This window comes from uncultured Microbacterium sp. (assembly GCF_937927635.1).
Classification (GTDB): domain Bacteria; phylum Actinomycetota; class Actinomycetes; order Actinomycetales; family Microbacteriaceae; genus Microbacterium.
The window spans coordinates 19,422-44,200 of record NZ_CALBRW010000004.1; the positions used below are offsets into that span (position 1 = coordinate 19,422).

Annotated in this window: 21 protein-coding genes; 4 read left to right on the forward strand and 17 right to left on the reverse strand. The window is 69.6% G+C overall.

Annotated features, from left to right (window positions below):
- Nucleotides 1-126: 126 nt before the first annotated feature.
- The 12 genes from Q0568_RS01265 to Q0568_RS01320 all read right to left on the reverse strand — a co-directional run bounded on the left by Q0568_RS01265 (nt 127) and on the right by Q0568_RS01320 (nt 13,358).
- Complete coding sequence (locus Q0568_RS01265) at nt 127-933, reverse strand: FtsQ-type POTRA domain-containing protein (RefSeq protein ID WP_298860956.1); 807 nt, start codon at nt 931-933, stop codon at nt 127-129.
- Nucleotides 934-1,059: 126 nt separating this feature from the next.
- Nucleotides 1,060-2,460, reverse strand: a complete 1,401-nt coding sequence (murC, locus tag Q0568_RS01270; RefSeq protein WP_298860959.1) for a UDP-N-acetylmuramate--L-alanine ligase — start codon at nt 2,458-2,460, stop codon at nt 1,060-1,062.
- 12 nt (nt 2,461-2,472) lie between these two features.
- Nucleotides 2,473-3,546 (reverse strand): UDP-N-acetylglucosamine--N-acetylmuramyl-(pentapeptide) pyrophosphoryl-undecaprenol N-acetylglucosamine transferase, encoded by a 1,074-nt coding sequence (locus Q0568_RS01275; protein ID WP_298860962.1) that lies wholly within the window; start codon nt 3,544-3,546, stop codon nt 2,473-2,475.
- Nucleotides 3,543-4,757, reverse strand: a complete 1,215-nt coding sequence (locus Q0568_RS01280; RefSeq protein ID WP_298860964.1) for a putative peptidoglycan glycosyltransferase FtsW — start codon at nt 4,755-4,757, stop codon at nt 3,543-3,545. Before Q0568_RS01280 ends, Q0568_RS01275 begins: the two co-directional genes overlap by 4 nt.
- On the reverse strand, nt 4,726-6,264 hold the full coding sequence (gene murD, locus Q0568_RS01285; RefSeq protein WP_298860967.1) for a UDP-N-acetylmuramoyl-L-alanine--D-glutamate ligase: 1,539 nt from the start codon (nt 6,262-6,264) through the stop codon (nt 4,726-4,728). Before murD ends, Q0568_RS01280 begins: the two co-directional genes overlap by 32 nt.
- A gap of 3 nt (nt 6,265-6,267) precedes the next feature.
- Nucleotides 6,268-7,377 (reverse strand): phospho-N-acetylmuramoyl-pentapeptide-transferase, encoded by a 1,110-nt coding sequence (mraY, locus tag Q0568_RS01290; RefSeq protein ID WP_298860970.1) that lies wholly within the window; start codon nt 7,375-7,377, stop codon nt 6,268-6,270.
- Nucleotides 7,374-8,786, reverse strand: a complete 1,413-nt coding sequence (gene murF, locus Q0568_RS01295) for a UDP-N-acetylmuramoyl-tripeptide--D-alanyl-D-alanine ligase (RefSeq protein ID WP_298860973.1) — start codon at nt 8,784-8,786, stop codon at nt 7,374-7,376. Before murF ends, mraY begins: the two co-directional genes overlap by 4 nt.
- 31 nt (nt 8,787-8,817) lie before the next feature.
- Nucleotides 8,818-10,602 (reverse strand): penicillin-binding protein 2, encoded by a 1,785-nt coding sequence (locus Q0568_RS01300; protein ID WP_298860978.1) that lies wholly within the window; start codon nt 10,600-10,602, stop codon nt 8,818-8,820.
- 24 nt (nt 10,603-10,626) lie between these two features.
- Entirely contained in the window at nt 10,627-11,229 is a 603-nt protein-coding gene (locus Q0568_RS01305) for a hypothetical protein (protein WP_298860981.1), read from the reverse strand.
- Entirely contained in the window at nt 11,226-12,164 is a 939-nt protein-coding gene (rsmH, locus tag Q0568_RS01310; RefSeq protein WP_298860984.1) for a 16S rRNA (cytosine(1402)-N(4))-methyltransferase RsmH, read from the reverse strand. The genes Q0568_RS01305 and rsmH overlap by 4 nt, the downstream gene beginning before the upstream one ends.
- A 98-nt stretch (nt 12,165-12,262) precedes the next feature.
- Nucleotides 12,263-12,694 (reverse strand): division/cell wall cluster transcriptional repressor MraZ, encoded by a 432-nt coding sequence (mraZ, locus tag Q0568_RS01315; protein ID WP_298860987.1) that lies wholly within the window; start codon nt 12,692-12,694, stop codon nt 12,263-12,265.
- A 274-nt stretch (nt 12,695-12,968) separates the two neighbouring features.
- A complete protein-coding gene (locus Q0568_RS01320) occupies nt 12,969-13,358 on the reverse strand; it encodes a DUF3040 domain-containing protein (protein ID WP_298860990.1) in 390 nt (129 codons plus the stop codon).
- A gap of 95 nt (nt 13,359-13,453) precedes the next feature.
- Between Q0568_RS01320 and Q0568_RS01325 the strand changes: the two genes are divergently transcribed.
- Nucleotides 13,454-14,527: a polyprenyl synthetase family protein gene (locus Q0568_RS01325; RefSeq protein WP_298860993.1), complete on the forward strand. Its 1,074-nt coding sequence runs from the start codon at nt 13,454-13,456 to the stop codon at nt 14,525-14,527.
- Nucleotides 14,528-14,529: 2 nt separating this feature from the next.
- Here the strand turns inward: Q0568_RS01325 and Q0568_RS01330 are convergent, their stop codons facing one another.
- Nucleotides 14,530-14,874: an Rv2175c family DNA-binding protein gene (locus Q0568_RS01330; RefSeq protein WP_298860998.1), complete on the reverse strand. Its 345-nt coding sequence runs from the start codon at nt 14,872-14,874 to the stop codon at nt 14,530-14,532.
- A 146-nt stretch (nt 14,875-15,020) separates the two neighbouring features.
- On the opposite strand from Q0568_RS01330, the gene Q0568_RS01335 reads away from it, so the two are divergent.
- Nucleotides 15,021-16,181: a LysM peptidoglycan-binding domain-containing protein gene (locus Q0568_RS01335; RefSeq protein WP_298861001.1), complete on the forward strand. Its 1,161-nt coding sequence runs from the start codon at nt 15,021-15,023 to the stop codon at nt 16,179-16,181.
- 81 nt (nt 16,182-16,262) lie between these two features.
- Entirely contained in the window at nt 16,263-18,206 is a 1,944-nt protein-coding gene (gene pknB / locus Q0568_RS01340; RefSeq protein WP_298861004.1) for a Stk1 family PASTA domain-containing Ser/Thr kinase, read from the forward strand.
- Between the two features lie 19 nt (nt 18,207-18,225).
- Here the strand turns inward: pknB and Q0568_RS01345 are convergent, their stop codons facing one another.
- A complete protein-coding gene (locus Q0568_RS01345) occupies nt 18,226-19,563 on the reverse strand; it encodes a class II 3-deoxy-7-phosphoheptulonate synthase (RefSeq protein WP_298861007.1) in 1,338 nt (445 codons plus the stop codon).
- Nucleotides 19,564-19,628: 65 nt separating this feature from the next.
- Nucleotides 19,629-20,327, reverse strand: a complete 699-nt coding sequence (locus tag Q0568_RS01350; protein WP_298861010.1) for a 1-acyl-sn-glycerol-3-phosphate acyltransferase — start codon at nt 20,325-20,327, stop codon at nt 19,629-19,631.
- 116 nt (nt 20,328-20,443) lie between these two features.
- On the opposite strand from Q0568_RS01350, the gene Q0568_RS01355 reads away from it, so the two are divergent.
- Nucleotides 20,444-22,270: a long-chain fatty acid--CoA ligase gene (locus Q0568_RS01355; protein ID WP_298861013.1), complete on the forward strand. Its 1,827-nt coding sequence runs from the start codon at nt 20,444-20,446 to the stop codon at nt 22,268-22,270.
- A gap of 7 nt (nt 22,271-22,277) precedes the next feature.
- Here Q0568_RS01355 and def read toward each other — a convergent pair whose 3' ends face one another.
- Both def and Q0568_RS01365 read right to left on the reverse strand, forming a co-directional pair.
- Nucleotides 22,278-22,769, reverse strand: coding sequence for a peptide deformylase (gene def, locus Q0568_RS01360; RefSeq protein WP_298861015.1), 492 nt, complete (start codon nt 22,767-22,769; stop codon nt 22,278-22,280).
- A complete protein-coding gene (locus Q0568_RS01365) occupies nt 22,769-24,751 on the reverse strand; it encodes a MinD/ParA family protein (protein ID WP_298861017.1) in 1,983 nt (660 codons plus the stop codon). The genes def and Q0568_RS01365 overlap by 1 nt, the downstream gene beginning before the upstream one ends.
- Nucleotides 24,752-24,779: the final 28 nt, after the last annotated feature.

Here is a 24,779-nt window from a genome sequence, read left to right on the forward strand (position 1 = left end):
CCTTAAACCTCAACAAGAGGGTTAAACTGTTTCCCGGTATTGCGTTCTCGTCATCGACGGTAAGCGCAAGCCGCGCGCGTGCCCGCACCGACACGGCGTGTCGTCGCTATCTGGTGTCGCGCGCGGTCAGCGCACGACCGGGACGGTCGGCGCGGACACGTCGTAGGTGCGCCCGCCGGGTGCGCCCTTCATGAGTGCGACCAGCACGACCGCCTTCTGCGCCGACTCGTCGGCGCTCCCCCAGACGATGGTCCGGCCGTCCTGGAGGGTGAGCGTGACGTCGTCGCCCGACGTCGCGCCGACCTGCTTCAGCTCGCCGCGCAGATCGGCGGGCAGCGAGCGGACCACGAGGCCCGCGCTGCGGAACGCCGCGCCGTCGGTGCCGCCGTCGATGCTCAGCACCGGCTGCCCGTCGGGCTTCTTCTCGGTGGTGGCCAGCACGACGCCGGCCGCATCGACGAGCGAGTATCCGGCATCCGAGGGGATCACGCCGACCGGCGTGCGCTCGACGATGCGCACCAGCAGCTCATGCGGAGGACGGGCCTCCAGCGCATACGACTCGATGATCGGGAACTGGGTCAGCGCGGACTTGACGGCGCTCTCGTCGATCAGCGCCAGCGGCGAGCCGATCTGCCCGCGCAGTGCCTGCTGCACCGCGGCGGCGTCCACCCCGCTCGCACCGGCGACCGTGATCTTCTCCACCGCGAACAGCGGGCTGTACGCGGCGACGACGCTGCCGAGGATCAGTGCGAGGACGGCGCCGATCGAGCACCACCAGACCAGCCTTCGACGACGCGAGCGCTGGGTGAATCGCCGGATCTCCGCCCGCAGCGCCCTGCGCCTGGCACGGGCCGCGCGCCACACGTCGCTGCTGCGCACGGGGGAATCGACGCCGGCATCCGTCGAACGGGCGCCCTCTGATGGGGCCTCCACGGCTGCGTCCGTCTTCGCATCCGGCTCCACCTCGCTCGCCCGGGCACGCCGTCCCGGCCGCGCCGCGTGCGCGACCTCAGCCGGTTCCTGCGCAGGAGCCGGGAGCGGAGCCGGACGACGCATGCCTCAGACCTCGGGCGTCTTCCGGAGCGAGTCCAGCACCTGCGGGATGATCTGGTAGACGTTGCCGCAGCCGAGCGTGACCACGACGTCGCCGTCGCGGGCGACCTGCGCGGTGTAGTCGGCGGCCTCCTGCCAGTCCGGCACGTAGTGCACATGCGAGGCGTCGGCGAAGGCGCCGCTGACCAGTTCGCCGGTCACGCCGGGCACCGGATCCTCGCGGGCGCCGTACACGTCGAGCATGACCGTGTGGTCGGCCAGCTCCTCGAGCACCTGGGCGAACTCGCGGTACATCTGCTGCGTGCGGGAGTAGGTGTGCGGCTGCTGGATGGCGATGACCCGTCCCGTGCCCGCGATGCCGCGCATGGCCTCCAGCGCCGCGCGCACCTCGGTGGGATGGTGCGAGTAGTCGTCGTACACCTGCACCCCACGGGCCTCGCCGTGCAGTTCGAGGCGGCGCACGGTGCCGGCGAAGCCGCTGAGCGCCTGCACGGACTCGGACAGACCGTACCCCAGGGTCATCAGCACAGCCACGGCGCCGGCGGCGTTGATCGCGTTGTGCGCGCCGGGCACCGCCAGCTGCATCCGCACGCTCTCGCCGTCGCGGGTGAGGGTCGCGGCGACCGGCCCGGTGGTGTCGATGTCGGTGATGCGCAGGTCGGAGCCCTCCGCGCGGCCGAAGGTGATCACGGTGTCGTGCGCGAGATCGGCGTGCACGCGCAGCGCGCCCGGGTCGTCGCTGGAGATGACGACGGCCTCGGAGGCCTCGTTCCCGAAGCGCACGAAGGCGTCGTAGAACGCGTCCTCGTCGGCGTAGAAGTCGAGGTGGTCGGGGTCGACATTGGTGATCAGCGCCACCGAGGTGCGATACAGCAGGAACGTGCCGTCGGACTCGTCGGCCTCGATGACGAACAGCTCGTCGGCCCCGGAGGAGCTGGACACGCCCAGCTGCTCGATGACGCCGCCGTTGACGAAGTTCGGGTCCGCGCCCAGCGCCTGCAGCGCGGTGACGACCATCCCGGTGGAGGTGGTCTTGCCGTGAGCGCCGGCGATCGACACCAGCCGGTGCGCTCCGATCAGCCAGTGCAGCGCCTGCGAGCGATGGATCACATGCAGCCCGCGCTCCTTGGCCGCCAGGAACTCGGGGTTCTCCGGCCAGATCGCACCGGTGTGCACGACGGTGTCGGCATCGCCCAGGTAGGCGGCGTCGTGCCCGACATGCACGGTGGCACCGGCGGCCGCCAGAGCGCGCAGGTTGGCGCTGTCAGCCCGGTCGGAGCCGGAGACGCGGATGCCGGCATCCAGGAACATTCTGGCCAATCCGCTCATCCCGGAGCCGCCGATGCCGATGAAGTGCGCCGCGGTGATGGTCTCGGGGATGGGGAGGGTGAGGTCGGGTCTGATCATGTCGGAATCAGTCTACTTTTCCGCCAGCGCACGATCGATGAGGGCCACGACGTTCTCGGCGCCCGTGCGGGTGCCCACGCGGGCTGCGGCCTCGGTCATCCGGGCGATGCGCGCGCGATCGTGCAGCAGCGGGATCACGCGCTCGCGCACGACGTCACCGCTGAACGTCTCGTCGTCCAGCAGCTCGGCGGCGCCCGCCTCGACGGCGGATGCCGCGTTGAGCCGCTGCTCGCCGTTGCCGACGGAGTACGGCACGTACAGCGCGGGCATCCCCAGTGCGCTGATCTCGCTGACCGTGGCGGAGCCGGAGCGCGACACGACCAGGTCCGCCAGGGCGAACGCCAGGTCCATCCGGTCGACGTAGCGGCGCATCGCGTAGCCGGGCGACTGCGGGTCCGCCAGCTCGCTGCGCTCCCCCGTGACGTGCAGCAGCTGCCAGCCGGCATCCAGCACGTCCCGCCAGGAGTCCGCGAAGGCGCGGTTCAGGCGCACGGCGCCCAGCGAGCCGCCGAACACCAGCAGCACCGGACGGTCGGCGTCCAGTCCGAACGCCGCCGCGGCTTCGGCGCGGAGGTCCGCGCGGTCCAGGTCGACGATCTCGCGGCGCAGCGGCATCCCGACCGTCTCACCCCGGCGCAACGGCGTGCCGTCGAAGGCCACGCCGACGGCGGCCGCGCGGCGCGCGCCCAGCACATTCGCGAGCCCCGGCCTGGCGTTGGCCTCGTGCACGACGTAGGGGATGCGCTCGCGGCGCGCGGCGATGTACGCGGGTGCCGACGCGTACCCGCCGAAGCCGACCACCACGTCCACACGACGCCGGCGGATGTGCTCGCGGACCTGGGCCACGGCACGGCGGAACCGCCAGGGGAACGCGAGCGCCGCGCGGTTCGGACGCCGTGGGAAGGGCACCTTGTCGACGATGAGCAGCTCGTAGCCTCGGGCGGGCACGAGCCTGTGCTCCAGGCCCTCCTTCGTGCCCAGCACGAGCACGGAGTCGCCTGAGCGCTCGCGCAGCAGATCGGCGACGGCGAGCAGCGGATTGACATGGCCGGCGGTGCCACCGCCGGCCAGGAGGTACGTGGTCACCTGGTGACCTTACCCGTTCGGGCTGCAGGGACGCCCTTGCGCGTGGCGGGGATCGTGCGCGCGAACGCCAGCAGCACGCCGCACGCCATCATCGCCGACAGCAGCGAGGTGCCGCCCTGCGACATGAACGGCAGCGGGACGCCCATCACCGGGAAGATGCGCAGGACCACGCCGATGTTGAACAGCGCCTGCCCGATGATCCACACCACGATGCCGCCGGCGGCGATGCGGATGAACGGGTCGTCGGTCTTGCGGATCACGTGGAAGACGCCCACCGCGAAGACCGCGAACAGCACGAGCACCAGCAGGCAGCCCAGCAGCCCGAGCTCCTCGCCGATGATGGCGAAGATGAAGTCGTTGGAGGCGGCGGGGAGCCAGTACTTCTCCTGCGAGTTGCCGAGCCCCACGCCGAAGATCCCGCCGTTGGCCATTCCCCACATGCCGTGCACAGCCTGGTAGCAGCCGTTGGACGGGTCGCACGCGGCCGGGTTGAAGGCGGACAGGATGCGGCTCATCCGGTTCTTGCTGGTGAATGCGAAGCCCGCCACGAGGACCACGCCCAGCAGCAGCGGAAGGATGAACATCCGCAGCTTGGCGCCCGAGAAGAACAGGCATCCCATCACGACCATCACCAGCACCATCACGGTGCCCAGGTCGTCGCCGGCGATCACCGTGCCGATGGCGAGCCCCGCGACCGGCACGACGGGGATGAACACCTGGTGCCAGGTGCCGAGCTTGGCCTGCTTGCGCATGAGCACGAACGCGATCCACAGCGCCAGGGCGAGCTTGAGGAACTCGGAGGGCTGCAGCTGCACGCCGCCGATCCTCACCCAGTTCGTGTTGCCGTACGAGGACACGCTCAGCGCCGGGATGAACACCAGCAGCTGGAACGCGATGGCACCCAGCAGCACCGGCCAGGCCATCCTCTGGAAGAACCGCACCGGCAGCCTGCTGATCACGTACATCAGCGGAATGCCGATGACCGCGAACGTCCCCTGCCGCAGTGCCGCATCCAGCGGCCCCTTCGGGTTCGCGCTGGTCGCGGAGAGCACCATCACCACGCCGAAGATGGTCAGCAGAACCGCCGTGGACGCGATCATCACGAACTCGGTCGACGGCACCGTGAACAGGCGCCCCAACGAGACGCGCGCGGCGAGTCCGCCGCCCGAGGCGGCGCTGTCAGTGCGTGGCGGGCGAGCCGTCTGGGTCATCAGCGCTCCCCCGTTCGATCCATGCGCGCACCGCCGCGGCGAAGCGCTCTCCCCGGTCCGCGTAGCTGCGGAACTGGTCGAAGGATGCCGCGGCGGGGGCCAGCAGAACCGTGCCCTCGCCATCGATCATCCCTGCGGCGAGCTCCACCACGCGATCCATGACCTCTCCAGTGTCGGCGGGGACGACCTCGGCGACCGGCACGTGCGGCGCGTGTCGCCGGAATGCCGAGAGCACCGGCTCGCGATCCGCACCGATCACCACGGCGGCGCTCGCGGTGGAGCCGGCGTGCTCGACCAGGTCGCCGAGGGCGACGCCCTTCAGATCGCCGCCGACGATCCAGACCGCGCCGGGGTACGCCCGCAGCGACGAGGCGGCGGCGTGCGGGTTGGTCGCCTTGGAGTCGTCCACCCAGCGGATGCCGCGGTGCTCCGCCACGATCTGGATGCGGTGCGCGTCCATCGTGAAGGTCTGCAGCGCGTCGTGGATGTCGGCGGGTGAGGTGCCCAATGAGCGTGCCAGCGCGGAGGCCGCCAGGATGTTCTGCACGATGTGGGGGGCCGACAGGCCGACGGAGGCCAGCTCGGCGACGGTGGTCAGCTCCAGCGCGCTGTGCCGGCGGTCGTCGTGGAACGCGCGGTCGACGAGGATGCCGTCGACCACGCCCACGTCGCTGGGTCCTGGCGTGCCGAGGTCGAAGCCGATGGCGCGCGCGCCCTCGATGACGTCGGCCTCCTCGACCATGCGCAGCGTGGCCTCGTCGGACTTGTTGTACACGCAGGCGACCCTGGTGTTGCGGTACACGAACGCCTTGGCGGCCCGGTAGGCCTCGGCGCTGCCGTGCCAGACCAGGTGATCGTCGGCGAGGTTCAGGCAGCTGGCGGCGTGCGGGACGAGCTGCCCCGCCGGCGCGGACCGCCCCAGGTACCAGAGCTGGTGGCTGGAGAGCTCGACGACCAGGACGTCGAACCCGCCGGGGTCGCGGACGGCGTCCAGCACGGGGATGCCGATGTTGCCGCACGGCGCCGCGCGCAGCCCGCCGGCGGTGAGGAACGACGCGGTCAGCTCGGTTGTGGTGGTCTTGCCGTTCGTGCCGGTGATCAGCACCCATTCGGCGGGCGTGCCGTCGGCGCGCACGACCTTGTCTCGCACGCGCCAGGCCAGCTCCACATCGCCCCAGAGCGCGATGCCCTGCTGGATCGTCCACTCGATCAGCGGATGCGTGGGGGGGAAGCCCGGCGAGGCGATGACCACCTCGGGCGCGAACTCGCGGAGCGCATCGGGCACCTCCGCCAGCGAGCCCAGCTCGAGGCGCGCGCCGATGACGGGGATCAGCCGCGCGTACTCCTCCTTCGCGCTCTCGGAGAGCACGAGCACTTCGGCGCCCAGTTCGGTGAGCGTGTCCGCGGTCGAGAAGCCGGTCACGGACAGACCCAGCACGGCGACGCGCAGGCCCTTCCAGTCCGCGTGCCAGCTGGTGAGCGCGTCGAGTCGTTCAGTGATCTCCATGGCTCAGCCCGCCGTCGCCTGAGCGAACCAGTCGACGTAGAACAGCCCGACAGCGGATGCGGCCAGCAGCCCCGCGATGATCCACAGCCGCACGACGATCGTGACCTCGGCCCAGCCGCGCATCTCCAGGTGGTGGTGGAAGGGGCTCATCAGGAACAGCCGCTTGCCCCCGGTGATCTTGAAGTACGCCCGCTGAAGGATGACGGAGCCGGAGGACAGCACGAAGATGCCGGCGATGATCAGCAGCAGCAGCTCGGTGCGGGTCAGCACGGCCAGCGCCGTGATCACGCCGCCGATGGCCATCGAGCCGACATCGCCCATGAACACCTTGGCCTTGGGCGCGTTCCACCACAGGAAGCCGATCAGTCCGCCGACGAACGCCGCGGCGACGATCGCGAGGTTGAGGGGTTCGCGCACCTCGTAGCAGCCGACGGCGTGGGCGCCCTCGCCCACGCAGAGCTGCTTGAACTGCCAGAACGCGATGAGCCCGTAGGAGCCCACCACGAAGATGCCGGAGCCCGCGGCCAGCCCGTCCAGGCCGTCGGTGAGGTTGACGCTGTTGGAGGTCGCCACGCCGATCACGGCGATCCAGACGAGGTACAGGATCCAGCCCAGCACGGCGCCGAAGGCGAACAGGTTCAGCCAGGAGATGTCGCGGAACAGCGAGACGGAGCCGCTGGCCGGGAACTGGCCGAACTCGTTGGGGAAGTTCAGTCCGACGATCGCGAACGGCACCAGCACGAGCAGTTGCCCGACGATCTTGCGCCAGCCGGACAGGCCCAGGCTGCGCTGGCTGCGCACCTTCATGTAGTCGTCGATGAAGCCCACCGCGCCGAAGCCCACCATCAGCCACAGCACGAGGATGGCCGAGAGCCCGGGCGTCATGCCGCCGAAGAACGTGCCGGCGAAGTAGCCGACGATCGTGCCGAGGATGAAGATCACCCCGCCCATGGTGGGCGTGCCGCGCTTGGCCGCGTGACTGGGGTTGGCGATGTTCTCGGGCGTGCGGATCACCTGGCCCCAGCCGATGCGCCGGAAGCCCTTCAGGAACACCGGGGTCAGGAAGAGCGAGAAGGCGAGCGATATCGCGGTCGCCATAAGAAGGGACCTCACGAGAACAATTCTCCCAGACGATCGCCGAGATGCCGGAGCCCGACGGAGTTCGACGACTTCACGAGCACGCGGTCGCCGTCGCGCAGCTCGCCGCGCAGGTACTCGAAGGCGGCATCCTGATCGAGGATGTGCACGGCCTCACTGTCCCACGAGCCCTCGCCGACGACGGCCAGGTACAGCCTGCGGGCCTCGGCCCCCACGACGACGATGCGCTGGATGTTCAGGCGCACGGCCAGCAGCCCGATCTTGTCGTGCTCCTCGCCCGAGGCCTCCCCCAGCTCGCTCATCGCGCCGAGCACCGCGACGGTGCGCTCCCCCGGGCCCGTGATCTGCGCGAGCGTGCGCAGGGCGGCGGCCATGGAGTCGGGACTGGCGTTGTACGCGTCGTTGATGATGCGCACGTGCTCGTTGCCCATCGGCTGCATGCGCCAGCGCTCGGCGACCTGGACGGTCTCGAGCCTCGCGATCGATGAGGCGACGGGCACCCCCAGCACGCTCGCCGCGGAGATGGCCGCCAGCGCATTGGAGACGTGGTGCGCCCCCAGCACCTGCAGATGCAGCGGGAGCCGCTCCGTCCCGTGCACGATGGTGCTCGTGGTGCCGGAGGCCGACACGACGAGATCTTCGGCGCGTACATCGGCGATGGGCGACTGGCCGAAGCCCACCACTCTCAGTCCCCGCTCCGCGGCCAGCTCTCGCATGGCCCACACCCGCGGGTCGTCGGTGTTCAGCACCGCTGCACCGCCGGCCCGCGCGACCTGCACGAGCTCGGACTTCGCCTTGGCCGTGGCCTCGATTCCGCCGAACCCGCCGGCGTGCGCCATGCCCACCATCAGCACGACGGCCACATCCGGCTCGACGAGTCCGGCGAGGCGGGCGATGCTGCCGGGCCCCGCGGCGCCGAACTCGCTGACGAGATAGCGGGTGGAGTCTGTCACGCGCAGCATGGTCAGCGGGGCGCCGACCTCGTTGTTGTAGGAACGGACGGGCGCGACGGTCTCGCCCTCGTCCTGCAGGATGCGCGCCAGCATGTTCTTCGTGGTGGTCTTGCCGTTGGAGCCGGTGATCCCGACGATCCTCAGCTCTCCGGCATCCCGCACGCGTGCGACCACCGCACGGGCGAGGTCGGCGAGAGCCTGCACGGCATCCGCGACGACGATCTGGGACACGGCTGCATCGACGACGTGCTCGACGATCGCCAGGGTCGCGCCGTTCGCGACGGCCGCGTCGACGAACAGATGCCCATCGGTGGTCTCGCCGGGCTTCGCCACGAAGATCGACCCGTCCGTCATCTCCCGGGAATCCGTGTCCACCGATCCCGAGACCACGGTCTGCGGCGAATCCGCGCCTGCGAGGTGCAGTTCACCACCGAGGATCTCGGCGACCTGTGCGAGCGACAGCGCGATCATAGATCTTTCTTCCTGCGCGGCCAGCGGCCGGCTAGTTGAATTTCGGGAGCAGCGCGCCCATGGGCTGCGTGGACGGCGCGACGCGGTAGGTCTTCAGCACCTGCGTCATCGCCTTCTGGAAGGCTTCCGCGGTCGCTGCCGAAGATCTGATTCTAGTCGGCTCGTCGAGCGTGACCACAACGACGTACTGCGGATCCTCGATCGGCGCGATGCCGACCATGTTCGTGAAGTAGACGCCCTTCTTCAGCCCGCCGTGCCCGTCGGACTTCTGCGCGGTGCCGGTCTTGATGCCTATCCGGTACCCCGGCACGGCGACCATCTTGGCGGTCGAGCCCTGCACGGCCACGTTCTCCAGCATCTGCCGCACCTCGGCCGCGGTCTCGGGCTTGATGATCTGCTCGCTCTTGGGCTTGTCGACCTGTGTGACGGTCCCATCCGGTGCCGTGCAGGACTCCACCAGCGACAGGTCGATCTTCTTGCCGCCGTTGGCGAAGGCCTGGTACGCGCCGGCGATCTGCGCAGGGCTGACGGTGAAGTGCTGGCCGAACGTGGTGGTGTACAGCGACTGGCTGTCCCACTTGGACGGCTCGTCCAGCAGCCCGTCCGCCTCGGCCGGGAACCCGACCGCGGTCCCGTCGCCGACCCCGAATTTCTTCAGATAGTCATAGCGACTCTGCGGCGTGACCATCGAGCCGAACTTCGACAGCGAGACGTTGGACGAGTCGATCAGAGCACCGGCCAGCGTGTACTCGTAGACCGGGTGCTGGAACGGGTCGTTCACGACGGCGCCGTTGGGGAACTCCTGCCGCGAGGGTGCGGTGACGTGCGAGAGCGGGGTGGCCTTGCCCTGGTCGATGACGGACGCGGCGGTGATGGCCTTGAACGTCGAGCCCGGCTCATACGCGTCGGAGAAGACATGCGACTTCCAGAACGCGGGTGCGACGCCGTTGATGTTGTTGGGGTCCACGGCCGGGTACTCGGCCGCTGCCCGGATCTTGCCGGTCTTCGCCTCCACGACGGTGATGGTGCCGGACTTCGCGCCCTGTTTGACCGTCTGCTCGGCGATCAGCTGCTGCAGATACCAGTTCAGGTCACTGTCGATGGTGAGCTTGACCGTGCCGCCGTCGGTTGCCGGCACCGTGCGCTCGCTGCCCGGGATTCGGACGCCACCCTGGCCGCGCTGATACGAGATGGATCCGTTGGTCGCGGCCAGGCACTTCTGGTCCAGGCGCTCCACGCCGTACTGCGGGTCACCCGCGCCGTTGAGGAAGCCGACGAGGTTGCCGGCCACTGCGCCGTTGGGGTACACCCGCACGGACCGGGGCTTGTCGTAGACGTACGCCAGCTTCAGGTCCCTCAGCGCGAGGTGCTGCTCGGTGCTCAGCCCCTTCTTGATCGGCGCGTACTGCGAGAAGCGGTTCTTCGCCAGCGCGGATGCCACGATGCCGCGCACGTCATCGCCGGTCATGCCGACGATCTCGGCGATCCTGGCGCTGGCCTCGGCCCACGACAGCTTCGGCTTCTTCTTCGGATCGGGCTGGTCCTCGTAGTCCTGGATCACCTTCGGGTCCAACTGCAGGTCGTAGACCGTGGTGTCGGATGCCAGCACGGTGCCGTTCTCGTCGACGATGTCACCGCGTGCCCCCGGAACCACGGTCTTGGTGCCGAGCATCTCCAGAGACTGGGCGACGTTGTCGTCGGCGTGCACGATCTGGATGTCGACCAGCCGCAGGACGAAGGCGGACAGCACGGCGAGGATCACCGCGAGGGCGACGACGGTGCGTCGTCGCGTGCCGCGGGTGGCGCGTGTGGTCATGCGGCGGACTCCGTCCTGAGTGGGCTAGCGAGTGGTCGGTGACGGAAGTCCGTCGGAGATCGTCGGCGGCAGTGCGGGTTCGACGGGGGCCGTGTCCGCGGCCGCGCCGTCAGCCGCTGCACCATCCGCGGGCGCGTCGCCCGCCGGCGTCTGGTTGGCTGCCACGGGCGGCGGCAGCAGCGCATTGCCCACCTTGGTGGCACCGTTGGGAGCCACGGTGGAGATCCACGACGCGCCGTCGCCCGCGCCGTGCACGGCGCCGTCGCTGAGTCGGAGGTACGACGCGGAACCGGCGATGACCAGGCCCAGGGCATCCGCCTTGGCCGCCAGCGCCTGCGGCGAGCTGAGCGCGACCATCTCGTCGTTCAGTGCGCGCTTCTGCAGGTTCAGCTCGTGCTGCGAGTTGTTGAGCTTCGCCAGCGTGAAAGCGTCCTGCGTGGAGGCCAGCGACACGCCCATCTGCGCGACGCCGATCGCGAGCGCTCCCCCGACGGCGAGGGCCGCATAGGCGATCCGCGGCCTGCGGCGCGAGGTCGCCGGAGCCTCGACCGGGCGCAGTGCGCGATCGGGTTTCGGAGACGTGCGCGGCTGGATGCGCGGCTGGATGCGGGCGTTCAGCAGGCTCATGCGCTCTCCCGCAGCTTCTCGGCGGCGCGCAGGCGCACCGGGATGGCTCGGGGGTTGCGGGCGCGCTCCTCGTCACCGGCGAGCTCGGCGCCCTTGGTGAGGATCTTGAAGCGCGGAGCGTGCTCGGGGAGCACGACAGGAAGCCCGGCAGGGGCCGTCGAGGCCGCAGCCGCCGCGAACGCCTGCTTGATCAGGCGGTCCTCCAGCGACTGGTACGCCATCACCGCGATGCGCCCGCCGACGTTCAGCGCGTCCATGGCGGACGGGATGGCGTCGGCCAGCACGCTCAGCTCGGAGTTGACCTCGATCCGCAGCGCCTGGAACACCCTCTTGGCGGGGTGCCCTGCGCGCTGGACGGCTGCCGGAGTGGCGGCGATGAGCAGATCGACGAGTTCGCCGGAGCGGGTCAGCGGATGCTGCTCACGAGCCTCCACGATGAAACGCGCGTAGCGGCCTGCCAGCTTCTCCTCGCCGTAGCGCTCGAAGATGCGGCGCAGCTGCCCCTCGCTGTACTCGGCGAGGATCGTGGCGGCCGTGCGTCCCTTGGTCTGGTCCATCCGCATGTCCAGCGGCGCGTCCTTGGAGTAGGCGAAGCCGCGATCGGTCTCATCAAGCTGCAGCGACGAGACGCCCAGGTCGAAGAGGATCGCCGAGGCGCCCTGGGCGTGCAGGCCGATCTCGTCGTACACGCTGTGCACGAGCGTGAGGCGATCCGAGAACGGTGCGAGCCGCTCCCCCGCGATGCGCAGCGCGTCGGTGTCGCGGTCCAGGCCGATCAGCCGGATGTTCGGAAATCTCTCCAGGAAGGCCTCGGAGTGGCCGCCCATGCCGAGCGTGGCGTCGACGAGCACGGCGCCGTCGTGTGCGAGTGCGGGCGCCAGCAGCTCGATGCAGCGCTCGAGGAGCACCGGGGTGTGGATGTCGCGGAGGCTCATGGTCGTCTATCCCGTGACCTCCGGCTCTGATTCCTCTCCGCTCGACCCGGCACCGGGGAAGTGTGTCGGGGCTGAGCGGCGAGGCATCACAGCCGTGGTCAGAAAAGTCCGGGAATCACCTCCTGTTCCAGATCTGCGTAGGTCTCTTCGTTGCTCTCCAGGTACGCCTGCCATGCGGCCGCGTCCCAGATCTCGGCGTGCGCGCCGACTCCCGTGACCACCAGCTCCTTCTCCAGGCCCGCGTACTGCCGAAGGTGAGCGGGAATGGTGATGCGGTTCTGGCTGTCGGGCATCTCCTGGCTCGCGCCGGAGAGGAACATGCGCAGGAAGCTGCGCGCCTGCTTGTCGGTCAGCGGGGCCTGGCGGATCCGCTCGTGCTGCGCCTCGAACTCGGCGGTGCTGTACACGTACAGGCAGTGCTCCTGCCCGCGGGTGACCACGATGCCGCCGGCGAGATCCTCGCGGAACTTCGCAGGCAGGATCACGCGCCCCTTGTCATCCAGCTTCGGCGTGTGAGTACCCAGCAGCATCGACCATCACCCCCTCTGCATCCGGCCAATTCGAGGTGCGCACCACTTTACTCCACAACCCTCCACTTTCCTACAACAAATAGCGCCCATTCTCAGAGTCTCATACTGCACGCATGGCAGAACCCCCGGAATCACGCGGATTCACGGGGGCGGAGTGAGGTGGAGGGAAAGTGGAGGGAAAGTGGAGGGCGGGTGCAGGCGCGCCGCTGCTCACAGCCTCCAGAACATGAGAAAGCCCGGATGCCAGGCATCCGGGCTTCGCAGGGGGATCAGATCAGTGCTCGTCCTGCCGACGATCCCACCGATCGTTCATGCGATCCATGAAGGAGGCGTCGCGGGGACGGGCAGCCCGAGGCTTGGCATCCTCCGGTGCGAGGGAATCGGCGGTGCGGCGCACAGGGGTGAAGGCGAGCATCGCGCCGCCCAGCATGGCCAGGAACGCGACGACGCCGATGATGATGCCCACAGGACCGAGGCCCGTGCTGGCGACGACGGCGGCGATCAGGCCCCCGACGCCCACGAGCAGCAGGAGCGCCCCATAGACGAGATTGCGATAACTGAGCGAGCGATCGCCGGACGGCGCCGTCACGACATCCGCATCGTGCTTGAGAAGATGGCGTTCCATCTCGTCGAGCATGCGCTGCTCTTGTTCGGAAAGAGGCATCTCCGACCCCCTTGGTTCGTTCCTTCCACTCTACCCGTGCCCGGGTCGAGCGGCTAGCGGACCGTCGCCGAATTCCTGCATCTAGGCTGGGAATCGTGCCTTCTTCTCCTGTGTCGGATGCCGTCGCGGCCCGCATCGACGCCTTCCTGGCCCGAATGAGATCGGCCGGCGGCGAGTACGGCCCGGATGCCGTGCTGTTCCTCGATGCCGCGGCGGCCACGCTGGCCGGCGGGAAGCGCCTGCGCGCGAGGTTCTGCCATGCCGGCTGGATCGCCGCCGCGGGATCGCAGGACGGCTCCGAAGCGCTGTGGGGCCTGTGCGCGGCGCTGGAGATCTTCCAGTCCGCCGCACTCGTTCACGACGACCTCATCGACAACTCCGACACGCGCCGGGGCCGGCCTGCCTCGCACCGCGCGCTGGAGTCCGCGCATCGCGATGCCGGCTGGCATGGCGACGCCGAGGCGTTCGGCCGATCCTCGGCCGTGCTGCTGGGCGACCTGCTCGTGGCCTGGAGCGACGATCTGCTCGAGGAGTCGCTGCTCGGGCATCCGCACGCCGCGGCCGTCCGCGCGGAGTACGCCCGGATGCGCCGGGACGTGACCGTGGGGCAGATGCTGGACATCGCCGAGGAGTCCGCCTGGAGCGTCAGCGATCCCGGAGCCCTGCTCGAGCGCGCACTGCGCGTGGCATCACTGAAGTCCGCGCGCTACAGCGTGGTCGAGCCGATCCTGCTGGGTGCGACGCTGGCGGGGGCGGATGCCACTCTGCTGGCCTCGCTGCGCGACTTCGGCCACCCGGTCGGCATGGCCTTCCAGCTGCGCGACGACATGCTGGGCGTCTTCGGCGATCCCGCCCTCACCGGCAAGCCGACCGGCGACGATCTGCGCGAGGGCAAGCGCACCGCGCTGATCGCGATCGCCCGCGAGGAGCTCTCGGATGCCGATCGCGAGCGCCTGGATGCCGCACTGGGCGATCGCGACCTGTCCGATCAGGCGATCTCCGGGCTGCAGGAGCTGATCCGCGGAACCGAGGCGGTGGAGCGCATGGAGCGGATGATCTCCGGGTTCACGGACGACGCCGAGCGGGCTCTGGCGAACGCCGGGATCCCTGGCGACGCGGCCGAGGCGATGCGCGCACTGGGAGCGGCGGCCATCACGCGGACGGCCTGAGCTCAGGCCAGCGTGCGCGCGACCCGCCGCACCTCGCTCTTGTGCCCGTCGAGGAGGGCGGCGATGGGCGTGCGCCCGAGGGTGTCCTCCTCGGTGAACAGCCAGTCGATGACCTCGTCGTCGCTGAAGGCGACATCCTGCAGCGCGATGATCGTGCCGCGCAGCGACGACAGCGGCCGACCGTCGACGATGAACGCCGCGGGAACTGCGAAGGCGCCGTTGCGTCGGGAGCCGATCAGGAAGTGCTCGTCGAGCAGCCGCCGCACGCGGCCGGGAGTCTCGTCCAGCGCATCGGCGAGGTCGGGGATCGTCAGCCAGTCGGTGATTTCGGGAGCGTTCTCAGGCACGCATCCACTATCTCATCCCCTGCACGCCGCCGACATTCAGTAACTCCAGTCACACCAGCCACTTCTGTTGACAACTCTTTACATACGTGTCAGCGTGTCTACAGGAAATCAGGGGGGTTCTCGTGCACACTCGCTCGACCCGGTCGATGGCGATCAGACTCGGAGCACCAGCTGCTGTCATCGGCACCCTCGCTGCCGTGATCGCCGCGACGCCCTCGAACGCCGCGGAGCCGGTTCGCACTCAGCAGGCGCCGAGCGGAGTGCTCCCCACCGTCACACCGCGAGCGGCTGACGCCGCGCACCTGTCCTCGGCCAGGCCCACGACGTACGTCGTGCGGCCCGGCGACACCGTGTCCGCCATCGCGATCCGCAACGGGCTCCGCCCCGCCGACGTGCTGGCGTGGAACGGGCTGGGCTGGCGATCGATCATCCAGCCCGGCCAGCCCCTGCGCCTGACCGCCCCGGCGTCCCCCTCCGCGGCCGCGGCACCCTCCGCCCCCGCGGCGCCCTCAGCGAGGACCCACACCGTCGCTCGCGGAGACACCGTGTACGCGATCGCGCGCCGCTACGGCACCACCGTCGCAGCGATCATGTCCGCCAACGGTCTCGGGCGCTCCGCCATGATCATGCCAGGACAGAAGCTGACCATCCCCACGGCATCCGCCCCGGCTCCGGTGCCGGCCTCCTCGGCCGCGCCCGTGGCCTCCCCGAAGCCCGCAGCCCCGGCGGCACCCCGCACCCACGTCGTCGCCAAGGGCGACACGCTGTTCGGCATCGCCCGCACGTACGGCACGTCGGTCGCGGTGCTCCTGCAGGCCAACGGACTGGGCACCGGCAGCATCATCTACCCCGGGCAGACCCTGAACCTCACTCCCCCCGCTCCCGCTCAGCGCACCGCGACACTGGATGCCGGACAGCGGGCCCATGCGCTGCGCATCATCGCGATCGGCCGTGAGCTGGGCGTCTCCGACCGCGGCATCGCCATCGCACTCGCCACGGCCATGGTGGAATCGACGATGCGCAATCTCGACCACGGCGACCGCGACTCGCTGGGGCTGTTCCAGCAGCGCCCCAGCCAGGGCTGGGGCACTCCCACGCAGATCATGGACGTGGAGCGCAGCATCCGCGTGTTCTACGGCGGCGCGCACGACCCCAACGGCTCCGCCAGCAACGGTCTGCTCGACATCGCCGGCTGGCAGGGCAAGTCCTTCTCCGCGGCCGCTCAGGCCGTGCAGATCTCCGCGTTCCCCGAGCGCTACGGCCTGTGGGAGCAGCAGGCCATGCAGTGGGTCGCGGGACTGCGATGACGGTGCAGTCGTCATCGGATCGAAACCTCTGCGGGTGAGCCGTTCCCGGGGCTCACAGCCTGTTCTTCATAGACTCTTCCTGTGAACACTGCGCAGGCCGACCCCCTCATCGGGCGGCTTGTCGACGGCCGCTACCGAGTCCGCGCGCGGATCGCGCGCGGCGGCATGGCGACCGTGTACGTCGCGACCGACATGAGGCTCGAGCGGCGCATCGCCCTGAAGGTGATGCACGCGCATCTCAGCGACGACTCCGCCTTCCAGAGCAGGTTCATCCAGGAGGCCCGCTCGGCGGCGCGGCTGGCGGATCCGCACGTCGTGAACGTGTTCGACCAGGGCCAGGACGGCGAGATCGCATACCTGGTCATGGAGTACCTGCCAGGGATCACACTGCGCGAGCTGATGCGCGAGCAGAAGCGCCTCACCGTGACGCAGACCGTCACCATCATGGACGCCATCCTCTCCGGCCTGGCCGCCGCCCACCGCGCCGGCATCGTGCATCGCGACGTCAAGCCCGAGAACGTCCTGCTGGCCGAGGACGGCCGCATCAAGATCGGCGACTTCGGCCTGGCACGCGCCACCACCGCGAACACCGCCAGCGGCGCCCAGCTGCTGGGCACCATCGCCTACCTCGCCCCCGAGCTGGTCACCCGCGGCACGGCGGATGCCCGCAGCGACATCTACGCGCTGGGCATCATGCTCTACGAGATGCTGGTCGGCGAGCAGCCGTACAAGGGCGAGCAGCCCATGCAGATCGCCTTCCAGCACGCGACCGAGCAGGTGCCCCGCCCCAGCGTGCGCAACCCGGGCGTGCCGGATCAGCTCGATGAGCTGGTGCTGTGGGCGACGGACAAGTCGCCCGACGAGCGTCCGCTGAACGCGCAGGCGATGCTGGACCGGCTGCGGGAGATCGAGCGCGAGCTGGGGGTCTCCCCCGTCCCCACCGCGAACGCCGCAGCATCAGTGCGGCACGACTCCGGCGCGGTGACGAAGATCCTTCCGAGCGGAACCGCAGTGCTGCCCGAGGTCATCACTCCGGAGCCCTCCGACACCGACAACGGCGCCAGGCTGAGACAGCGCACGGCACGGCGACGAGCCCGCGGCGCGCTGCTGCTGTCCCTGGTGCTGCTGCTGGCCGTGGCCGCGGGCGGCGCCGGCTGGTGGTTCGGCTCCGGGCCGGGATCGCTCATCGCGGTGCCGAAGGTCGCGGGGATGACGCTGGCCCAGGCCGAGCAGGCCGTCAAGGCCGAGGGCCTCACCACGACCACCACGCAGCAGTCGTCGATCACCGTCGCCGAGGGGAGCGTCATCGACTCCCAGCCCGGCGCGGGCGAGCGCGTCGAGAAGGAGAGCTCCATCACGCTGATCGTGTCCTCCGGCCCGGCAGAGCACACGATCGAGAAGCTCGCAGGCAGAACGGCCGACGAGGTGCGGCAGATCCTGGAGACCAACAGGCTGAAGGTCGCAGGCACCGCCGAGGAGTACTTCGACAAGCTCGGCAGCGGCCTGGTGCTGAATGTGCGCATCACCCCGCGCGCGGGCGGTGACGCCTATGGCTGCGGTGACGGCTGCCAGGTGTTCGAGGACGATTCCGCAGTCATCCAGGTCTCCCTCGGCCCCGTGCCGAATGTGGCCGGGATGAAGCTCGACGACGCGAAGCGGACGCTGCAGGATGCCCGTCTGAAGGTCTCCGACAGCACGCCCGAGGAGTGGAGCGACACCGTCGACAAGGGCTCCGTGATCTCCCAGTCCGCCGAGCGTCCCGGCGGCGGCAGCTGGCGCCCGGGCGACACCGTCACGCTCACTGTGTCGAAGGGGCCGCAGCCCATCACCGTCCCGAACGTCGTCGGCATGACGCTCACGCAGGCCAAGGCCAAGCTCGAGGGCCTGGGCCTGAAGGCCAAGTACCAGGGCTGGGGAGACCTCCCCGGCTTCGGAGACATGGCGACGGTCGTCGAGCAGAAGCCCGCCGATGGCACGCTGCCCAAGGGCGGCACGGTCACGCTCACCCTCAAGCTGCAGGGCTGAGGCGCACCGCCGCGGCGAGTCAGCGCTTCTCGAGCTCCTCGGCCACGAGGAACGCCAGCTCCAGGCTCTGCATGTGGTTCAGACGCGGATCGCAGAGGCTCTCGTAGCGCGTGGCGAGGGTGGCCTCGTCGATGTGCTCCGAGCCGCCCAGGCACTCCGTGACGTCGTCGCCGGTGAGTTCCACGTGGATGCCGCCGGGGAACGTCCCCGCGGCGCGGTGCGCCTCGAAGAATCCGCGCACCTCGTCGACCACGTCGTCGAAACGACGCGTCTTGTAGCCGGTGGAGGTGGTGATGCCGTTGCCGTGCATGGGGTCGGTCACCCACAGCGGAGTGGCGCCGGAATCGCGCACGGCCTCCAGCAGCGGGGGCAGCGCGTCGCGGATCTTCTCCGACCCCATCCGGGTGATGAAGGTCAGTCGGCCCGGCTCGCGCTCGGGGTCGAGCTTGTCGATCAGCTCCAGCGCCGTCTCGGGCGACGTCGTCGGCCCGAGCTTGACGCCGATGGGGTTGCGGATGCGGGAGAAGTAGTCCACGTGCGCGTCGTCGAGGCCGCGGGTGCGCTCCCCGATCCAGATGAAGTGCGCCGAGGTGTTGTACGGATTGCCGGTGCGCGAGTCGATGCGGGTCATCGGCCGCTCGTAGTCCATCAGCAGGCCCTCGTGACCCGTGAAGAACTCCACGCGCTTGAGCTCGTCGAAGTCCGCGCCCGCGGCCTCCATGAACTTGATGGCGCGGTCGATCTCGGCGGCCATCCGCTCGTAGCGCTGGTTGGCGGGGTTCTGCGCGAAGCCCCTGTTCCAGGAGTGCACCTCGCGCAGGTCGGCGAACCCGCCCTGCGTGAACGCGCGGATGAGGTTCAGCGTCGAGGAGGCCATGTGGTAGCCCTGCAGCAGACGGCCGGCATCCGGCTGCCGGGACTTCTCCGTGAAGTCGTAGCCGTTGACGATGTCTCCGCGGTACGCGGGCAGGGTGACGTCGCCCCGGGTCTCGGTGTCACTGGAGCGCGGCTTGGCGAACTGCCCCGCCATGCGCCCCATCTTCACGACCGGCATGGAGGCGCCGTAGGTGAGCACGACGGCCATCTGCAGCACGGTCTTGATGCGATCGCGGATCTGGTCCGCCGTGGCGCCGGCGAAGGTCTCGGCGCAGTCGCCGCCCTGCAGCAGGAAGGCCTTGCCTGCCGCCGCGCGCCCGAGCTTCTCGCGCAGCGCATCCACCTCGCCGGCGAACACCAGCGGCGGCAGCGAGGCGATCTGCGCGGAGACCTCGGCGACGCGCTCGGCGTCCGGCCACTGCGGCTGCTGCTTGATGGAGAGGGATCGCCACGCGTCGAGTTCAGGGTGCGAGGGAAGCATCCACCCAGCTTAGTGTCCGCGCGACACGCGCGATCGCGCTGTGACCGTGCGCTGATCCCGCTCGTTCAGCGGCGCTTCGACGCCTGCTGCGGCAGGCGGTCCTTGACCGTGGAGGCGTACACGTCGTCGTACTCCTGCGCGCCCAGGCGCTGCAGAGCGACCATGATCTCGTCGGTCACCGCGCGCAGGATGTAGCGGTCGTTCTCCATGCCCTCGTAGCGGGAGAAGTCCAGCGGCTCGCCGATCAGCACGCCCACGCGCCCGATGCGCGGGATGCTGTGCCCGATGGGCATGACCACGTCGGTGTCGACCATCACCACCGGGATGACGGGGACCTTGGCCTCCAGCGCCATCCGGGCCAGTCCCGTGCGTCCGCGGTACAGCCTGCCGTCGGGGCTGCGGGTGCCCTCGGGATAGATGCCCAGCAGATCGCCGCGTCCGAGGATCTGCAGACCGGTGTTGAGCGAGGCCTCGGAGGCCTTGCCGCCGGAGCGGTCGATGGGGATCTGGCCGGTGCCCTTCATGAAGACCTTGGTGGCCCATCCCTTCAGCCCGCGCCCGGTGAAGTAGTCGCTCTTCGCCAGGAAGGACATCGGCCGGTCCAGCAGCAGCGGCAGGAAGATCGAGTCGGCGAAGGAGAGGTGATTGCTCGCCAGGATGGCCGCGCCGGAGGCGGGGACGCGCTCGCGCCCCACGATCCAGGGTCGGAAGACCGCTTTGACCAGCGGTCCGATCACGACGTACTTCATCAGCCAGTAGAACATCGTCCTGAAGTCTAGCTCTGCGACCGTCGCGCGACCGAGTGTCAGATTTTCTGCGACTGGATGTCATGACCTAGACTCGGGGTGTCACCCGTCAATCCGGTACCGAAGGAGCTGCCGTGACCCAGTTCGAAGTCCCCGCCATCGTCCCCGCCGACCCCGAGGCCAGCACTTCCGACCTGCTGCGGATCCGCGTGCAGAAGACCCCCGATCTGGCGCTGTTCTCCGTGCCCGACGGCGCCGGCTGGCGCGACATCACCGCCAAGGACTTCGAGACGGCGGTGATCGCCCTGGCCAAGGGCTTCGTCGCCTCCGGCATCCAGCCCGGCGAGAAGGTCGGCTTCATCGCGCAGACCACCTACGAGTGGTCCCTCGTCGACTTCGCCCTGTTCTACGCGGGCGCGGTGATGGTGCCGATCTACGAGACCAGTTCCCCCGCCCAGATCCGCTGGATCATGGAGGACTCCTCCGCCATCGCGCTGATGGTGGAGTCGCCCGAGCACTTCGCCCGCGTGGACGAGGTGCGCGGCGACCTTCCGCTGGTGCGCGAGGTCTGGCAGATGCACCTCGGCGCCATCGACACGCTCACCGCCAAGGGCGTGGACGTGGAGGATGCCGAGATCGAGCGCCGCCGCAACCTCGCCGTCGGATCCGACATCGCGACGCTCATCTACACCTCCGGCTCGACCGGACGCCCGAAGGGCTGCGTGCTCACGCACAGCAACTTCGTCGAGCTGTCGCGCAACTCCGCGAAGGCGCTCGACGACGTCGTCTCGATGCCAGGCGCGTCCACACTGCTGTTCATCACCACGGCGCACGTGTTCGCCCGGTTCATCTCGGTGCTCGCCATCCACGCCGGCGTCCGCACCGGACACCAGCCCGACACCAAGAACCTGTTGCCGGCACTGGGCTCGTTCAAGCCCACCTTCCTGCTGGCGGTCCCTCGCGTGTTCGAGAAGGTGTACAACTCCGCCGAGCAGAAGGCCGAGTCCGGCGGCAAGGGCAAGATCTTCCGCGCTGCGGCGGCTGTCGCCGTCGAGCACTCCACCCTCCTCGAAGAGGGGAAGAAGGTCCCGTTCAGCCTGAAGCTGAAGTTCAAGCTCTTCGACAAGCTCGTCTACGGCAAGCTGCGCGAGGCCATGGGCGGCAACGTCGCCTACGCCGTGTCCGGCTCCGCTCCCCTGGGCGCGCGCCTGGGCCACTTCTTCCACAGCCTGGGCGTGGTGATCCTGGAGGGCTACGGCCTCACCGAGACCACGGCGCCGGCCACCGTCAACCTCGCCGACAAGTCCAAGATCGGCACCGTCGGGCCCGCTCTCCCCGGCGTGGGCATCCGGCTCGCCGACGACGGCGAGATCGAGGTCCGCGGCATCAACGTGTTCAAGGAGTACTGGAACAACCCGGAGGCCACCGCCGCGGCGTTCCACGACGGCTGGTTCCGCACCGGAGACCTGGGCAGCTTCGACTCCGAGGGCTTCCTGACGATCACGGGACGCAAGAAGGAGATCATCGTCACCGCCGGCGGAAAGAACGTCTCCCCCGCCCAGCTCGAGGATCCGATCCGCGCGAACTCGATCATCAGCCAGGTCGTGGTGCTGGGCGATCAGAAGCCGTTCATCTCGGCGCTGATCACGCTGGATCCGGAGATGCTGCCGGCCTGGCTGTCCAACAACGGACTGCCCGCGGACATGTCGCTCCAGGATGCCAGCACCAACGCCGCCGTCCGCGACGAGGTGCAGCGCGCCATCGACCGGGCCAACAAGACGGTCTCGCGCGCCGAGTCGATCCGCAAGTTCACCATCCTGCCCGTGGAGTGGACCGAGGCGAGCGGCCACCTCACGCCGAAGATGTCGATCAAGCGCAACGAGATCCTGAAGGACTTCGCCGCAGACATCGCCGAGATCTACTCGACGACCACGCACACCACGACGACCCCGATGGGCTGAGAAGTCCTCAGAACCAGTCGCTCTCTCGGACCTCGCGCATGGCCTGCTTGCGGGTCTCGCCCCGCAGCCGCCCCAGGTAGACCATGCCGTCCAGGTGATCGGTCTCGTGCTGCAGGGCCTGGGCCAGCAGCCCCTCGCCCTCCAGCACCACGGGGTTCCCGTCGAGGTCGATGCCCTCCACGCGCGCCCACGGGTGCCGGGGCGTGTCGTGCCACAGTCCTGGCACCGACAGGCATCCCTCGCCGATCTCCACGGCCTCGCCCCGCACCTCGGTGAGCACGGGGTTGATGACGTAGCCGATGTCGCCGTCGATGTTGTAGCTGAACGCCCGCAGTGCCACGCCGATCTGGTTGGCGGCGACGCCCGCGCGGCCGGGCACCTCGACGGTCTCGACGAGGTCGGCGATGAGGGCGCGGATGCCGTCGTCGATGGTCTCGACGGGCGCGCACTTCTGGCGCAGCACAGGGTCGCCGTAGAGGCGGATCTCACGGACCGTCATCAGGCGGCCTTCGCCCGCAGGCCCTCGACCAGCACCGCGGCGATCTCGCGCACGGCCCGCCGGGTCTGCGGCTGCAGGCCGGCGAAGTCGATGGCGCCGCCGCCGGCGATCTGCGGGTCGTACGGCAGGCGCAGCACGTGCGCGGCGCGGGTGGAGAAGTGCGATTCGAGCTCGCCCAGGCGCACCAGCGGCGTGCCGGGCGTGGACTGGTTCAGCACGACGATGGCCTCGCGGGCCAGTTGCGCGTACCCGTTGGTCTCCAGCCAGGTGAGCGTCTCGGACGCCAGCCTCGCCTCGTCGACGGAGAGTCCGGAGACCACGACGATCCGGTCGGCGAGGTCGAGCGTGGCGCCCATCACGGAGTGCACGATGCCGGTGCCGGAATCCGTGAGCACCAGGGAGTAGTACTGCGCGGCGACGGTCGCGACGTCGCGGTAGTCCGCATCGCCGAACGCCTCGGACACGTGCGGGTCGGCATCCGACGCCAGCACGTCCAGACGGGTCTGATCCCGCGCGACGAGTGCGGACAGGTCGTGGAAGCCGCGGATGTCGTGCTGCGCTCGCACCAGGTCGCGAACGGACTTGGTGTGGCCGCCCACGATCCGCTCGGCAAGCGTGCCGCGGTCGGGGTTGGCGTCGACGGCGATGACACGGTCCTCCCGGGCGTCGGCCAGAGCCATCCCCAGCAGCGCCGTGATGGTGGTCTTGCCCACTCCGCCCTTGCGGGAGAGCACGGGCACGAATCGCGCGTCGCCCGACATGGGGGCGGCGATGCGGGCGCGCAGCGCCTTGCGCTCGCGCGCCTTGCGCCCGTCGCCGATGTTGATGCGGCCGCCGGATGCCGCGTACAGCAGGTGGCTCCAGGCGCCTTCGGGCTCCGGCCTGGTCAGGTGCGCGGGATCCAGCAGCCGGTCTGCGGTGAGCAGATCCGCGCTCTCGCGGCCGGAGTCGCCCAGGTCGTCGATGCGCTTGGAGACGAGGGTCACCTCGGCGGGGTGCTCGTGGTCCGCGGTGCGGTGCGCGAGCTCGGCGGCGGGGCGGGATGCGGGTGCGCGGTCATCGGCGGCCACGGTGGTCTTCTCCTCTGACGTGGGGGCCCTGCGGGCACGGGATTCCTCGGATGCGGTGCGCGACGCGGGCGACATGGCCTCGCGCAGCTGCGCCTTCGCCGCTGCGACGGCGGACTCCAGCTCGGACAGTCCGGCAGCAGCAGCGGGCTGTGTCTCGGAGGCGGGCGGCGCCTCCGAGCCTGCGGCGACCGGGTCGCGAGGCTCCGGTGCAGCGGGTTCCCCCGACGAGACAGGCTCCGACGAGACAGGCTCCGACGAGACAGGCGCCGGTGCGACAGGCTCCGGTGCAGCCGACTCCGCGGCCACAGCCGCCTTCTTGGCAGCGTGCTTCTTCTTCGCACGGCCGGGCTTCTTCATCGCGCTGTGCGTCAGGGCATCCGGATCGGGTGCAACGGCGGCAGTCCGGTGGGCAGCGGTGTCGCGCTCTGCGGGAGCATCCTTCTCGTCCGCGGTGGGCACCGCGCCGGTCGCCGGCACGACGACAGCATCCTCGACACCGCCATCCTCGGCATCCGCAGCATCCGCCGCAGGCTCCGCGACAGGCGTCTCCTGCTCGTCGACGACCTCGGCGACGGCGACGGCAGGCTCCGCCGCGGTCTCCGCTGCCTCGACGTCCACCGGGACCTCCTCGGCCGGGAGCTCGATGATGATCTCCGGCTTCTCCTGCCTGATCCGGGCGAGCACCTCGTCGTCGGCGACGGCCGAGGTGTCGATGATGAGATCCGAGACGACCTCGCCGCCCACGACCTCGTCATCGACCAGATCATCGTCATCGCCGCCGGTGGGCAGCGTCACGCTGACCTGGGCGGTGCCGTCGTGCGGGCCTATCGCGATCGTGTCCGACGACGCGGTGTCATCGAGCACGCCCAGCGAATCATCCCCGTCGGGATCGACGATGTTCTTCGGCGTCACGGTACCAACTCCCTGCTCCGGCGCAGAA